The sequence below is a fragment of the Cyanobacteria bacterium FACHB-DQ100 genome, assembly GCA_014695195.1.
In the GTDB taxonomy this organism is placed as follows: Bacteria; Cyanobacteriota; Cyanobacteriia; order Leptolyngbyales; family Leptolyngbyaceae; genus Leptolyngbya.
In genome coordinates, this window is the sequence record JACJNW010000015.1 from 35,606 (window position 1) to 49,977 (window position 14,372).

At 46.3% G+C, this 14,372-nt stretch carries 11 protein-coding genes and 2 pseudogenes; 2 read left to right on the forward strand and 11 right to left on the reverse strand.

Annotation, left to right across the window (positions count from 1 at the left end):
* The 10 genes and pseudogenes from H6F51_03940 to H6F51_03985 form a co-directional block, all read right to left on the reverse strand.
* A complete protein-coding gene (locus H6F51_03940; protein MBD1821650.1) occupies positions 1–900 on the reverse strand; it encodes a glycosyltransferase family 2 protein in 900 nt (299 codons plus the stop codon).
* A gap of 6 nt (positions 901–906) precedes the next feature.
* Positions 907–2,070 carry a glycosyltransferase gene (locus H6F51_03945; GenBank protein MBD1821651.1) on the reverse strand — a complete coding sequence of 388 codons (1,164 nt, stop codon included), beginning with the start codon at positions 2,068–2,070 and terminating at the stop codon, positions 907–909.
* Positions 2,071–2,116: 46 nt separating this feature from the next.
* The gene (locus H6F51_03950; GenBank protein ID MBD1821652.1) at positions 2,117–3,379 is read right to left on the reverse strand and encodes a glycosyltransferase family 4 protein; all 1,263 of its coding nucleotides are present in this window, start codon (positions 3,377–3,379) and stop codon (positions 2,117–2,119) included.
* 58 nt (positions 3,380–3,437) lie between these two features.
* Positions 3,438–4,505, reverse strand: coding sequence for a glycosyltransferase family 4 protein (locus H6F51_03955; GenBank protein ID MBD1821653.1), 1,068 nt, complete (start codon positions 4,503–4,505; stop codon positions 3,438–3,440).
* A gap of 50 nt (positions 4,506–4,555) precedes the next feature.
* Positions 4,556–5,809, reverse strand: a complete 1,254-nt coding sequence (locus tag H6F51_03960; protein ID MBD1821654.1) for a glycosyltransferase family 4 protein — start codon at positions 5,807–5,809, stop codon at positions 4,556–4,558.
* Between the two features lie 121 nt (positions 5,810–5,930).
* A pseudogene (locus H6F51_03965) lies at positions 5,931–6,860 on the reverse strand (glycosyltransferase family 2 protein).
* Positions 6,861–6,876: 16 nt separating this feature from the next.
* On the reverse strand, positions 6,877–7,521 hold the full coding sequence (locus H6F51_03970) for an FkbM family methyltransferase (protein ID MBD1821655.1): 645 nt from the start codon (positions 7,519–7,521) through the stop codon (positions 6,877–6,879).
* 67 nt (positions 7,522–7,588) lie between these two features.
* Positions 7,589–8,917, reverse strand: coding sequence for a flippase (locus tag H6F51_03975; protein ID MBD1821656.1), 1,329 nt, complete (start codon positions 8,915–8,917; stop codon positions 7,589–7,591).
* The gene (locus H6F51_03980; protein ID MBD1821657.1) at positions 8,914–10,287 is read right to left on the reverse strand and encodes an O-antigen ligase family protein; all 1,374 of its coding nucleotides are present in this window, start codon (positions 10,285–10,287) and stop codon (positions 8,914–8,916) included. The genes H6F51_03975 and H6F51_03980 overlap by 4 nt, the downstream gene beginning before the upstream one ends.
* A 22-nt stretch (positions 10,288–10,309) precedes the next feature.
* Positions 10,310–11,116: a WecB/TagA/CpsF family glycosyltransferase gene (locus tag H6F51_03985; protein ID MBD1821658.1), complete on the reverse strand. Its 807-nt coding sequence runs from the start codon at positions 11,114–11,116 to the stop codon at positions 10,310–10,312.
* 936 nt (positions 11,117–12,052) lie between these two features.
* Here H6F51_03985 and H6F51_03990 point away from each other — a divergent pair.
* Both H6F51_03990 and H6F51_03995 read left to right on the forward strand, forming a co-directional pair.
* Complete coding sequence (locus tag H6F51_03990; GenBank protein MBD1821659.1) at positions 12,053–13,633, forward strand: DUF4070 domain-containing protein; 1,581 nt, start codon at positions 12,053–12,055, stop codon at positions 13,631–13,633.
* A 105-nt stretch (positions 13,634–13,738) separates the two neighbouring features.
* Positions 13,739–13,867, forward strand: a pseudogene (locus tag H6F51_03995) (IS982 family transposase).
* Between the two features lie 42 nt (positions 13,868–13,909).
* Here H6F51_03995 and H6F51_04000 read toward each other — a convergent pair.
* Entirely contained in the window at positions 13,910–14,167 is a 258-nt protein-coding gene (locus H6F51_04000) for a hypothetical protein (GenBank protein ID MBD1821660.1), read from the reverse strand.
* Positions 14,168–14,372: the final 205 nt, after the last annotated feature.

A 14,372-nucleotide genomic window follows, 5' to 3' on the forward strand; every position in this document is an offset into this window, starting at 1 on the left:
CTAACGAACACTAAAAGACATTCGTTGCACCAACATTAACCAAAACAATCTACGGTAAGGCAGCAGCCAGTAGAATAACCAGAACACTCCACCATTTTCACGACAAAATGCTTTCCACTCCTCAAAGGAATGCAGCGTTACATCTTCTAGCGCAAATCCCTTGGGTCGGTTCACTTGCTCTAACTTTACCCCAGCTAAATCACTCTTAACCATTCGGCTTCGATGGGGATTTGCAGAACAGGTTCCCAAGTAGCCGGGTGCAATCCAAATCGAACAACCTTGACGGCGCGCTCTTAGACCATAATCATGATCTGCTAGATTATGCGTGTAGACTGGGTTGAAGTTTCCGACTAGGGCTGCCACCGTACGCGGAATCAAAACGCAATTGCCGTGAAAGGTGTCACAACGCCGGGGTTGCTTTAAATCAGGATTAACTTGGTGAAACTTGAGGGGATGCCAAAAATAGGTTTGAGCAACTCCACCATAGCTGGGTTGATTGGTATCAGGATCAAGGGTAGAGGCAACAACGATCGCTTTCTGCTCTCCTTGTGCTGCAAGCTTATCTGATACCTCTAGCAAAGCTCTGAGAGCATAAGGATAGAGCATCGTATCATCGTTTAGCAAGCAATAGTAATCCGGATCTTCTGCCTGTGCCGTTTCAAAGGCAAGTCGCGTTCCTCCATTCCAAAACAGGCTTCCGGTTCCTTGGCGCACCCGAACATTGGGATAGTTTTGGCGCACTGCCTCTGCTGTGCCATCCGTGCTGCCATCATCAATCAAATAAGGCTTTAACTCGATCCCCGGCGGAAGGTTTTGTTCAGATAAAGCCTGCAAGCACCGCAGCGTTTTTTCACGGCGATTGTAGCAGGTCAGGAGGATCGCGATCGTTGTTTGTCTCATTGTTGTTTAAGCCTCATGGGTGAGCAGAGTCAAGGCAGTCTCTACACTGTGCAGAAATTGGTTGTACCGATTTTCAACCCAGGTCTTGACCGATTCGAGGTCGTCAGGCGTGATCGAGCGAGCGATCGCAGTTTGGATAGCTTGAGCAAATTGCCCTGGCTGTTCGGCAGAGTAGACCGTTGTTGGTAGAGTTGTTAATCCCCGTAGGGCAAACGGAGTTGCCACAACGGGTAGAGCGAGCCCGATCGCTTCTAAGGTTTTAAGCTGCACTCCGCCGCCACAAATAGAAGGAATGGCGATCACCCTTGCTTCTGCTAAAAATGCTTGAGCATCTTCTACAAATCCTAGATACTCAACATTGTGATACTTGTCCTTTATCCATTCTGCCCCTCGACCCGCAACCCGAATCGAACAGTGAGCCGGGAGATGCGGATAAACTTGGTCAAAGAAATAGCACAATCCATCTGCATTAGGTTTCCAGATCCAGCTCCCAATCATGCCAATGTCGTAAGTTTTGCGATGAGTCGGATTCACTGGAGAAACATTGACGGGAAGTTCAAATACTTTCACTGAATCCGTTTTATCGAACTGCCTAAAGTAGCTTGCATCATGCGAACTCAGCGTCCAGATTGCTTCACTGGTCGCAGCAAGATTCGCTTCCATTTGTTTGACTAACTGCGCTTCTCGCTGATAAACCCGTTTTTTCAGGTGATCGACACTGGATTTGAGGCGTTGTTGATAGATTTCATGTTCTACATTGTGGGCTAAAACAGCAATCTTACTAGGCTCGACAAGGGCAGGTTTTAACCAGCAAAGTTGAGACGAATGCTCCAGTACAATCACATCATAATGCTGTTGAGATAACAACGATCGTACCGTTTGCACATAGCGATTTGAGTAATATTTCGCTGAGCTATAGGGCAACTGTCGAAACAGGGCGATCGCAGCCCAAAGTAGTGAATGTATTCCGGCAGATGACGTTTCAATATGGCGTTCACCAACTTCGATCGTATCTTTGCCGTAAGGATGACGATCGCCCCAGCGACGATAACCAACGATCGAAACCGAATGACCTAGTGCTTTCATCGCATCGATAAAATGCTGAGATGCGATATCTGCCCCAGTCCCGTATCTGCTAGGAATTGCGGTGGTTAAGTTTAAGATTTTCATAGATAGCGCGTCTCATTGCTGAATTTCTAACAAAGCAACAAATTAACTAGGAAGCCGTGTTCAGGACGGATTGATAGAGGAAGGACATTTTTTTTCCGCGTTGCTCCCAGGTGTAGAAAGACTTGACCCGTTCGTAACCCTTCTCGCCAATCTTGCGTCGGAGTTCTGGAGCTTCAGCAAGACTGGTGATTGCACTGGCGAAATCATGCACAATCTGCTTCTTACTTCCTACATTTACTAAGATCCCGCAGTCTTCAGATAAAACGGTTGCAGTGCCATTCAGTTTCAAACCAATTACAGGTAACTTATAAGCCATTGCTTCGAGAATCACATTGGGTGAACCCTCACGCAAGCTTGGAAACACAAAGATATCTGCTCGCTGGTAATAGCCGCTCATTTCCCGATAAGGAACTTGTCCTAAAAACTCAATTTTCGACTGTAATCCCGCCTGAATAACCTTCTTTTTCCAATAAGGCAGAAGCACTCCGCTACCTACAACCAGCAATCTCCAAGAAATATTGCTTGGTAGGCGTTGTAATGCCTGTAAAAGAAGTCCAAAATTCTTGCGCGGCTCAATCAAACCCGCCCAAAGTAAGCAGATTTCAGCAGACTCAGGTTTTTCAGTTTTGGACAAACCCTCAGGCAGCTTAGGAATGCCTGAATCTGACATTAAGAAAGTTGTCTCAGAATCTCGCATCCTGCGAATTTCATTCAGTGTTTCCAAGTTGCCACATAGAACAAGCTCAGCTTTCCTGACTGTCTCTCTGGCTGCAACGGATGTTAATCTTGTCCAGATAAAGTAAGCCATTCTGATCATTTCTTGGACGATTCCCTTAGCTGGCAAGAACGAATAGCCAACGAGAGGAACACTTTGGCTCCCAGTGACCGGGCCTAAGATGAAAGGTTTAGGAAGCCGCGATAAATAACTCGGAATTGTCCACGAACCATAAGTAACATGATGAACAAGGTCGATCGTCACGGTTTCCAGCAGCTCTTGTGCTTCGATGAAAGCTTGTTTTTGCCATTCAACGCATAGATTGTAAAATTCAAACCGTGGAAAAAGAGCCATCATGAGCTTAGACCCTTGTGGCATTGGAATAAAAATGAGGTGAATGTTATCGCGGTAAGGCAATCGATCGACTGCTGCTCTTACAGGTTCTTCTTGTCCTAAAAAATCAGAGATGAGCGCATAAACTTCATGCTCTTTTGCTAACTCCTTTAGCCAGTTCCAACCCACGCCTTCTTCTGATCCCTTGTCCGGGTGGCAGACAAATGCAGAGAGCAATATTCTCAGTTTCTGAGCAGCCATAGTTCAACCTGCCGCAATCATCCCATCGTTTCAACTATTAATACCCAAATGCTTTGCCTTAAGCTTGATTCCCAAACATGCAATTGATAAAATCCCCTAGCACCAAATCCTCCGCAAACTTCTCTTCCATCATCAGGCGGCTTTTGCGCTTCATCGATTCGATCATGGGTTTGTTTTGAATCAGCGCTTCTAACTGCTGAATTAGGTCTTCCTGAGAGCTACAGATGTAGCCATTCTCTCCATTGACAATAATCTCAGGCGCACCCAGAGCATTTTTTGTCGTTAGGATTGCAAGTCCAGCACACCCCGCCTCACCGATCACCGATGGATAACCTTCAAGCGTTGTTGGCAGAACGAAAATATCGTGACTTCCGAATAAGTTAATATGCTCAGTCTGCCCATAATCCACAGAGGTTTTGACTGTAAGATTGGGGTGAGATTCTACAGCTTGTTTTGTCACGATCGTCAGTTTCACATTCGGATTGTCAAGCTGCTTAAACCAACGCAGCAAAACATCTCCACCCTTACGCTGAAAGTCGCCCCCTACAAACAAGAGACGAATTTCCCGATCGTAGCGTTCAGGCGATGGGATGAACAAATCAAGATCAGGACAGAATGGCAACCTTGCTTTCCTGAGCTTACTTTTGGGAATCTGGTAATCTTGATGAATTCCTTCGATCACTGCATCAGTCAGTCCAAACACATAGCGTTGAGCACTCATCACTTCCCGATGGGTGGCAGTCAACCAACTTGGAGACAACGATGCGTTTAAGAAAGGTTCGTATAGTTTCTTAGTCCAATCCGTGACGATATAGCTACTCTGCTTGCGTGTGACCGGATAGGCGAAAAGCGCAGGGCTAATCCCATGAAATAAAACTTTTCTGCCTTCTTGATAAGCTCTTAGCACTTCTCGACAGAGGTTGTAAGACCCTAAGAACCGTCTTGCAATAACAGAAGCATAAGCGAACTTAGTTGTTGGCACTCCTCTTTGGGCCTGATTTGGAATGAACTGATGCACCCTCAGATCTAAATAGTTCTCAAAGATTGAAATCAGCCGCTTCTCATTGGTTCGATTTCCCAGATCCACGGGAAATGTCACTAGTAGAAGTTTTTTCTCGATCGTCATTTTGCTTCTCACTCAATGTAGTTCCTCAGCCCCCTGAACTTATAAATCTCTTAACTCACAGTTTTCTCGACTAGCTCTGAGTAAAGTGCAATATGCTGCTGAGCTTGCAGGGTTAAGCAAAAGGATGTTTCCGCCTTTTTTCGTGCATTTTCGCTCAGAAATTGATGGCGCTCTAAATCCTCTAAAACCCAGATGATTCCCTGAACTAAGCTCTCCGGTTGGTAAGCTGCTGCAAGAAAGCCATTAACTTGGTGATCAACAATGTCTTTCAAGCCAGTTGCATCGAAAGCAACAACAGGTGTTCCACAGGCTAGAGATTCGGATGCAGTTTGCCCAAACGCCTCTTGTACGGAGGGGACAACCATCACCTCTGCCGCAGCATAGGCGATCGCAAGTGAGACATCATCGTTGAGATGTCCCAAGTAATGCACCTTAAAGCCCACGTCAACTGTCTTTTCTGGCTGTGAAGCTCCAAAAATCACTAGCTCGATTCTATCTTTCCATTCGGTTGTCCTCAGTTTTTGCAGAGCAGACTGAAGTAGATGCCAACCTTTCCGAGTATCGCTCGTTGGATCGAGCGCTCCGAATAACACCAATAATTTGTCTTGAGGAAGATTGAGTCGATCGCGAGCGGCTGGTCGATCAAACGGTTTGTAAATTTGCAGATCCAGTCCGTTCGGAATTACCCTAACTGGAGTGTGACGAAATACAGAACTCTGGCTAGCGCAGTCGGCTAACCAACGGCTCGGAGTCACGACCACAAGATCAAGGTCGCGCCAAGCTTTTGCCTTGCGATTCCAAACCCAGCGAGACAAGTCTTGCTCCTGTGAACTTTGCAACTGTGGACAAGCCCCACAAGATTTTGTGTAGCGATCGCACTGTTCCGCATAGTGACATCCCCCTGTAAATCCAGCCATATCATGCAGCGTCCAGACTAAAGGCTGGCGGAATTGCGCTAAGTTCTCAATGTTCAGAAATCCCTTAAAAATCCAGTGCAGATGAATCACACTCGGTTTAAGTTGAGCGACTTGAGAGACGACCCGATTTGGAACCCACTGCGGCGAAAATCGTGAATGACTGCGCGATCGTGCGGGTAGGTCATCCAGTCTTTCACTGATTAAAAGTTTCTCGTTGAATTTCCTCAAGAACTTCTTTTCAACAAGAACAGAGGGATCATGAGAGCTTTTCGCTTGCACTAACATCTGCGATCGGTATCCAGCTTGTCGCAACCCGCGATGCAATCGATAAGTAGCACGAGCCGCCCCTCCTGTAAGGTCTGAGGAACTTAAATGAAGAACTTCCATATCTTGATTGAAGGAGATAACTAGGCTAGTGTTCGTTCAATGAGATTTTCGTTTCGGTAGGACAGCTTCTTGCCCTCTAAATTTCCCACGGGTGGCGGATGTAGAAAATTGAGATTACCTTCTAGTGATGGATTAACTGTTTGAGAATTCTCTGAGCTTTTCTGCTGGCACGAAAAGCTAAACTCGGTGCCTCTTGCGTAAAGTGCGAATGTTCAGCTTGTGTATCGCGAATGACAAAAGGTGGATGCTTCAGAGGAAACTCCATTGCTTCAATTGGTCGATTTGCTAGACGTGGATTAAATTCCTTCGTATGAGTTGCGTCCGCATCAAAACCACAGTTAGAAATCAGGTTGGTACTTGCGATCGCGCTAACTCCGTTTTGCACCCAGCAAGCAAAAGTCCATTGATAGTCCCAAGTATCGACTAAGTTGTCATACACAGACTGAAATGTGTGTTCCCAAGCTTTAGCAATTTTTGGATCAATCAAGATATCTTTGCACCAGTTTCCAGCTTTGATCGTGGGCCAAAGCGCCATATTCACATCGTAATACTGCCAAGCTCGTCGCCAAGTTGCCCAGCCCCAAATGGGGGTCGATCGCGCAAAGTAATAGCTATACTCTGTTCTGCGGGTCGCTAACCGCGCATTGTCTCCACAAACCGACATAATGCGCTGATCATCGCGATATCGATCGAGCAATTCTTCACAAAACCGAAAGAACGTCGGATGCGGTAAACAATCATCTTCTAGGATAATTGCTTCTTCAACCGTTTCAAAAACCCAATCGAGTCCACTAGCAACCCGATGTTTACAGCCTAAATTGAGGTCGGAGTAATTCGTCAAAAGTTCGCATTTCCAGTCGATCGAATCAATCACGGCACGAGCCGCAGCACACTTTTCAGCTTCGCCGGGTCGATCGACGCGAGCACCATCCGCAATGACTAGCAATTGTTCTGGCTTAGCTTGTCGAATTGCTTCAAAGACTCGTTTCGTAGTATCCGGGCGCTTAAAAATGATCAAGGCAACAGGGGTTTTCATGCGGCTCTCTCAAATTGCTGCAAACTGTAACTCATTCATTTGCTTTAAAAACGGCGGTACTCAACGTTTTGGCAAACAGAGAATATCCTCTCTCTGCCAAGAACTGATAGACACTACCTTTCTGAATCTGCTCCAAGTCCATCTCAGCGCATTCAGCCAAAATATACTCCGGTCTAAACGCTGACCAATCGTTCGATTGCAGCACTTCCAAATCTAAGCCTTCAACATCGATCGACAAAAAGTTAATTTTCTGCCCCGTCGAAAGATGGCGGTGCAGTACTTCCCCCAAAGTCTGCGTAACAATCTGAATTTCCTGCTTCAAAGAGTAAGCCCCCTGCCATCTTCGTTCTGCTAGTTCGCGACCGAAACAATTCAACGCCGGATCATCAAACACAAAAAATGTCATTTCTCTGGGACTCGAAGCGATCGCTGCTTCCACATTGATATCTCTTGGTCTCAAGCGTTTGAAAGGCTCCATACTTCCCGGCATTGCGTCAATATTGATACCTGACCATCCTCTTTGATAGAAGATGAAAGTATTGGAGAACCGTTTAGGATGATGAGCACCCACATCCACATAAAATCCACGATCGACAGTCTCAAACACACGATGCAAAATCAGATCCTCACCTTCTTGCGAATAGGACTTTCTGGAGTGCCCATCCCGAAGAGTCATTTTCAAGTCTTTCAGATTGTTTTTTAGCAGCATAGGAAGTGTTTTCATCAGAAGTTATCCAAAGAAGTTATCCAACCAAGAAAAGTGCTTTGAGTTGTAACGCCAAAATCCGTTTTGCTCTGGGATCAACGAAGTTTGTTACGACCACCGCACATCCATAAGCAATCACCGTTGCAATTGCCGCACCGACTCCAGCGTAAATTGGAATCAGAATAAAATTGAGCAGCACATTGATCACCGCACCGATCAGAGTCCTCTGTAATGACAGCTTGAGAAACCCCTCAGCAAAGCTCCACGACTCTTGAGCCACCCCCAGAAACACAAACACACCTGCCCAAATGTGAATTGCTAAGATGGGTGCAGATGCAGCATAATCGCTGCCAAACAAAAGCATAATCAGCCATCCTGCTAGAAAAGTGACTGGGAGCGCGATCGCATAAGCAAGCCGTACCAGAAAGTTAAATAGACCTTGTAGTCGTTGATAGTACAGATCAATATCTTTCGATCGTAGTTCTACAATCGCCGGAAAGGCTGAGGAAGTCAGAGCCATCGGCACAAAATACCAGATCTCAGACAGCTTCACGGCTGCTGAATACACTCCAACCGCTTCACTTCCCATCATTTCATTCAACATCACCTGATCAATCTTCATGTAAGTCATGATCGCCAAGCCTGACAGAATTAAAGCCCAGCAGTTTTTCAGCAATGTCCGAGCGCGAGTGATATTTCCTCGCCACGAGGTCAAAGAAAATCCTCTAGAGCAGTAGGCTGCAATTAGTCCAATTGCAATTAGGATGCCCTCAAAACAGGCTGCCCAAGCAAAGGCAATCAGGGGCGCTCTAATATGAATGAGTGTTACTCTCACCCCAACCGTAAAGATGAAGGCGGCGCTTTTTGCAAGAATTGAATACTTTGATTGCAACTGTGATTGGAACCAGGAGTCAATAATGTCAAAGGATTGAAAGATAAATCCTGCGGCAGTAATTCCTACAAGCCATTGGATCATGGCATCGTTTGGGCGCATCCAGTAAATTACACCCAACGATAACAACCAAGCCGAAATGCCACCTACCAATCGAATCAGGAAAGTCGTACCTAGAATTTCATCTTTATCAGCAGGAGACTGCACAATATCGCGAACCACAAGCCCCTCTAACCCCAATGTCGCAATGGGGCTGAAGAGCGCAGAAAAAGCGATCGCATAGTTAAACAGTCCAAATTGCTCTGGCCCTAAGTATCGAGCAACCCAAACGCCTAGAATCAGCGCCAATCCCATGCGGAGAATTCGATCAATAAGCAACCATCCCGTATTGCCAAGAATCTTTTGTACGGTATAGCGCCCCTCCAGCTTAGTGCGAAGAAACGGAGGCAGAAGTTGAACCCAGGATTGATTCATACCGGTAAGCTCCTGACAGATTGAAGTTCAGGAGCCGACTTTCTTTGCTGTCTGTATTCAATCTGCAAGCGGCTTAATGCGATCGTATACAACACCCAAATATAGTTTGCACCTGTCAGCAGTGTGTGTGAGACGTTGAAGAAAACTAGGTAAACCAAGATCAGAAGTGGCAAACTGCAATCTGCTGAGCCGTTTTGCAGGCTGTACTTCACTGCTTGAGCGAGTCCGACAAACCAAGACATAAAGAACAGGATGAGTCCAAGCACTCCCAAACTCAATGCTAAATCAATAAAACCATTGTGGGCATGAGTTGGAATAAAACCACCATAAATGATAATGCCATGAGCCGGATCATCATCTCCACGCCAAGCTTGCCAAAAGCTATTAATGCCGTAGCCTACAAACAAATTATGCTGCTCTAAGCGATCGATCAGTTGCGGCCAAAACTCTGTTCGTCCTGTCAGTGACATATCTTTGCCCAAAGCCGCGAAAATGAGTGGAAGTAAATACTGCATAATCACAGAGGTTACAATTGCTAAAATTAGCCCCCCGATTAGCAACACTGGAAAGTATTTACTATCCAAGAATTTCACCGATTGTAGAACAATGACTAAGACCGTTAAGACAACACAGATAAAGATACTCTGAGCAGAATTCGCCATTAACATCACCATGCCCAAAAAGCCTGCGATCGCAAATGCCTTCCAGCGCTCTTGTTTAGGAGCATCTAAGCCATAAGAAACCCAGAGCGCAACACCGAACGCCAGAAAATTACCGAGATCAATTGGAAAAGGCATAATTCCAGATAGTCCTTTGTCTTTAATTGCTAGTGAGGGCACGATCGCAGGCGAACACAAATTAATAATGCCGCTTACAAATGCCAATCGTCGGAGTATGACGCATAGCGCTTTAAAGCTGTACTCCCTAGCAATATGAATCGCGAACAGAGTCGCAAATAGAAAGACCAAGCCGTACCTAAAACATAAAATCGGAGTCTCTGACCAAAAAGCAGACAACAGCGCCAAGAGCAATAACCCGAACAAAAACGGATTCCTGCCCAGGTAGAGCAAGCCGCTAAAGAAATTCCTAAACCAAGAGCTTAGTAGAAGAGCAATCGCACCATAGAAAGTCAATTGCACAAATGCAGATTCAGGAGACTTATCGAACCCAGCGAGCGCTTCTGGCTGAAAATAAGGGAATGGCGCAACGGTTGGATGCAATCCACTAAATAGAAAGATAAATGTAATCAGCCAGCGCAAACGATGGTTATTCTCCTCACGCGTCACCCAAGACGAAAAAAGCAGCAGGTAGATTGCCCCAATCATTGCAACGAGCAGTAAGACTATCGGATTAAAAAAGATCTCCCTCATAGCTTCTGCCTTCTGCGATTCGTTAAATCTGCTCAGTCTGCTTTATTAGACTTCCCTGATATACCTTAGATACGACTAGCTGTTTCACTGCCAGCAATATAAATATTGGAATTGTGCTGGCATACCGCCACCATAGTCTTTTTGGCTCCTGGATAAGACGGTATAACCATTCCAGCCCAGCATTTTGAATCAAGCGAGGAGTGCGTTTTCTCAGTCCCGCATAAACCGGGAAAGCCCCACCTAAACCAATCATGACAGCTTGCACCTTACCCCTTTGTCTGGCAATCCATGCCTCTTGCTTAGGGCATCCCAAAGAAACCATAACTAATCCTGCGCCACTCTCGTTAATCGTTTGCGCGATTGCTTGCTCTTCCGCTTCTGTACAAGGACGAAACGGCAGTGGTGCAGCACCTGCAATTTTCAGATTTGGAAACTCGCTTTCAAATCTCGCCTTCATGCGTCCCAGTATTTCAGGTGTTGAACCTAGGAGAAAAATTCCTACGTCCTCTCCGATCGCACGGCTACAGAGCGCCAAGATAATATCTAAACCAGCAACTCGGTCTTGTCTGGGCTGCCCTAACCACCTCAACATCCACACTAAGGGCATCCCATCTGGAGTAACGAGATCAGCCTTCTTCAAAATATCGGCAAATGCAGGATCTCGACGGGCTTCCACTAGCATATGGACGTTTGCCACACAAACGCTTTTACTCTTTTGCTGCTTCGCCCATTGCATCATTAAGGAAATTTGGCCTTCAAAATCTAAAGCAGTAACACGAACATCCACAACCTCAAGGAAGGGAAACGTCTCTTTCAAACTCGTATCCATAGGAGCCAATTGTTCTTAGGGTGCAGTAGTGACTTAAGCTTCTAGTTCTGATTAATTTGAGGCAGTATTCATAGCACCATGTAGATCAACTAAAACGACACTCTGAACACACGAATCCGAGAATTCGGCAACCTCAAGGAAGGGAAACGTCTCTTTCAAACTCGTATCCATAGGAGCCAATTGTTCTTAGGGTGCAGTAGTGACTTAAGCTTCTAGTTCTGATTAATTTGAGGCAGTATTCATAGCACCATGTAGATCAACTAAAACGACACTCTGAACACACGAATCCGAGAATTCGGCTTCTCCGCTCTACTGAGAGCGTAGACAGTACGCCAAAACAGATAGATAGCTACGCTGAGGCAACTGAGATCTGAATGACCTTCAAAGCTACCCCACAACTGCATAGTCTTAGTGATCTTGAGACCCTAAGCTCATGTGGATTCACTATTTGAAGTTTGTTACAGCTAGCACGGTCTAAAAACGCTATAGCACTGCTCTAACGTTGCTTCCAGGATTAGCTCATCACCCTGATTCCCTCGCTATCATTTACTTATTTATATGTCTGTAGAGTTCCCCGTTTAAGGTGTTACATCACATTGAAGAAGAAAGGAGAATTTTATTCCTTTGGTTGTTCGATGCTCGAAGTCGTGCGACACTTCTTCAAACCAGCGATCTGGTAACACTGCTGTGGAATGTTGCTTCTGCTTGCGCCGACCTGCAAGCTCCGTCGTCCCGTCTTCCCGATCGATTGCCGTTTCAAAAATACGTCTTGCGAATCTTAAAATTTATAACCTTCTTTAACATTACTGATAAAGTGACCTCAAAATGAATTACTAGACTTTACAACTTTTACTGCAAAGGGCAATGTATCCCCTTTGGTCGCTACGCTTGACGATGTGCTGCACGATTGCCCCTCATCCTTAGTGAGAATGGTCTATGAAAGTGCTCTTGCTTTATCCCAAGTTTCCTAAAACGTTTTGGTCGTACGATCGCTTTATGCAGATGGCAGGACTGAAAGCCTTTATTCCACCGCTTGGAATATTGACGGCCGCTGCATTGCTGCCAGCCGAGTGGGAGGTGCGGTTTTGCGATCGCAATGTGCAACTCGAAACCGACGACGATTGGAACTGGTGTGATTTAGTCATTCTGTCTGCAATGCTGGCACAAAAAACCGATTTTCATGCCTTGATTCAAAAAGCAGTGCAATGCGGTAAGAAAGTTGCGGTGGGTGGGCCTTACCCGACATCGCTGCCAGAAGAAGCTTTAGCTTCAGGTGCCCACTATCTTGTGTTAGATGAAGGAGAGCTGACGGTTCCACAATGGATTGCTGCCCTTGCAACCGGAGCAGAACAAGGAGTCTTTCGCAGCGTGGAGAAGCCCGATGTAACCACGAGTCCGATTCCGCGCTTTGATTTACTCAATTTAGATGCTTATTTGATGATGGCGATTCAGTTCTCGCGGGGTTGTCCGTTTAACTGCGAATTCTGTGACATCATCACGCTTTACGGACGTAAGCCCCGGACTAAAGAGCCGCAGCAAGCGCTCGCAGAACTTCAAGCTCTTTATGATCTCGGCTGGCGCGGCTCAGTGTTTATTGTGGATGACAACTTTATTGGCAATCAGCGCAATGTTAAACGATTCTTGCGCGATCTGATTCCGTGGATGGAGGCACATCATTATCCCTTTACCTTTGTCACCGAGGCATCCGTCAATCTGGCTGATGATCCAGAACTGTTAGATTTGATGGTGCAAGCAGGCTTCTATGGGGTGTTCCTGGGGATTGAAACACCCGATCAAGATAGTCTGCAAACAACTCGTAAATATCAAAACACCCGCAGTCCTTTAGTTGAAGCGTGTCACACGATCGCGCAGGCAGGATTGTTAATCTATGCTGGATTTATTCTCGGATTTGATGGAGAGCGATCGGGGGCGGGCGATCGCATTCGAGCGTTTGTGGAAGAAACCCAGATTCCACAACCCATGTTAGGGATTCTTCAGGCGCTTCCCAATACCGATTTATGGGAACGACTCAAGCGAGAGAACCGACTGCGGCGGACTCACCAAGATGCCCTAGAGGTCGGTGATCAAAATACCTTAATGAATTTTCATCCCACTCGATCGCTCGATGAGATTGCTCACGACTATATCAGTACGCTTTGGACATTGTATGAACCCGCGAACTATCTAAAGCGTTGTTTTCAGCACTGCCTAGACATTGCTCCGAATCCACGGTTGCGTCAAAGCTTACATTTCCCACTCGGAAAGGGACTCCGATTAATCATGCAGGTGATTTGGCTTCAGGGCATTTGTCGAAAAGACATTCGTGCACAGTTTTGGCGGCAACTCTGGGAAATGATCCGCCGCAGACCGCGATCGCTGAATCTCTATATTGGATTGTGTGCAGCCGGGGAGCATTTTGCTGAATACCGTAGCTTGGCAAGAGAGCGCATTGCTCAGCAGATCGGACATGATCCGCTCAATCCTCCCCGGCTGAACGAAACGGTTGCAGTCGCCTAGACCCGATGCGATCGAGCTTGCTTTTGGGGCATTGATTTCACCAGGTTGTGTAACTTTTTGCTCAAAACTGGCTATAGCAAACAGGTGGTCGCCTGTCCGCCGGATCATCCCAGTGGCTGGAACTTCCTCGTCAACCTATTGGCAGGATTGATTGCCTACACCTATCAGCCCAAGTTACCCTCGCTCGACTTGCAACCAAAAGGCTTGCCTGCTCCGCCTCCTGCCATCTTCTAATCTGTCGAACTGACGTTAAAAAGTTTCGCTCTCTGGTTCCCCTTAGCGCACTGAAAAGGCCCGATCCCAACTGCCCGTGATCGGGTCTAGCAAAAAGCTGAGTACAGTTTTCTGACGCGTGACAACTTCAGCGGTGGCTGCCATGCCGGGGGTAAGGGGAACCTCCTGACCATTCACTCGAACCGAATGCTGCTTGAGTCGCACCTGCACTGGAAAGACCAACCCTGCCTCTTTCTCATTCGTCGAAGTTTTAGCGTGTAACTGCTCTTTCTGTAGCGTAGTCAGGATTTTTTGCGACACAACCAAAAGGAGAGCCTGCCCCTTTGGTAAAGGCTATTGCAAATTTACACTTTTGGGAGATGCTTAAATCCAGAAAAATAATAGGTTCCCAAGGCTTTGTTGCATGAATCGAAAAAGAGACTGTTCTGAGATTGAGAAAAGCCGAGATTAAGCTTCAACGTGATAGCTATCCGGTTTGGCAATCTGAATCATGCGATTAAGCGCC

Coding starts and splice junctions, on each gene's coding strand:
- H6F51_03990 (MBD1821659.1), top strand. CDS start 12,053: ATGAAAGTGCTCTTGCTTTATCCCAAGTTTCCTAAAACGTTTTGGTCG.
- H6F51_03945 (MBD1821651.1), bottom strand. CDS start 2,070: ATGAAAATCTTAAACTTAACCACCGCAATTCCTAGCAGATACGGGACT.
- H6F51_03950 (MBD1821652.1), bottom strand. CDS start 3,379: ATGGCTGCTCAGAAACTGAGAATATTGCTCTCTGCATTTGTCTGCCAC.
- H6F51_03980 (MBD1821657.1), bottom strand. CDS start 10,287: ATGAGGGAGATCTTTTTTAATCCGATAGTCTTACTGCTCGTTGCAATG.
- H6F51_03940 (MBD1821650.1), bottom strand. CDS start 900: ATGAGACAAACAACGATCGCGATCCTCCTGACCTGCTACAATCGCCGT.
- H6F51_03970 (MBD1821655.1), bottom strand. CDS start 7,521: ATGACTCTTCGGGATGGGCACTCCAGAAAGTCCTATTCGCAAGAAGGT.
- H6F51_03975 (MBD1821656.1), bottom strand. CDS start 8,917: ATGAATCAATCCTGGGTTCAACTTCTGCCTCCGTTTCTTCGCACTAAG.
- H6F51_03960 (MBD1821654.1), bottom strand. CDS start 5,809: ATGGAAGTTCTTCATTTAAGTTCCTCAGACCTTACAGGAGGGGCGGCT.
- H6F51_03985 (MBD1821658.1), bottom strand. CDS start 11,116: ATGGATACGAGTTTGAAAGAGACGTTTCCCTTCCTTGAGGTTGTGGAT.
- H6F51_03955 (MBD1821653.1), bottom strand. CDS start 4,505: ATGACGATCGAGAAAAAACTTCTACTAGTGACATTTCCCGTGGATCTG.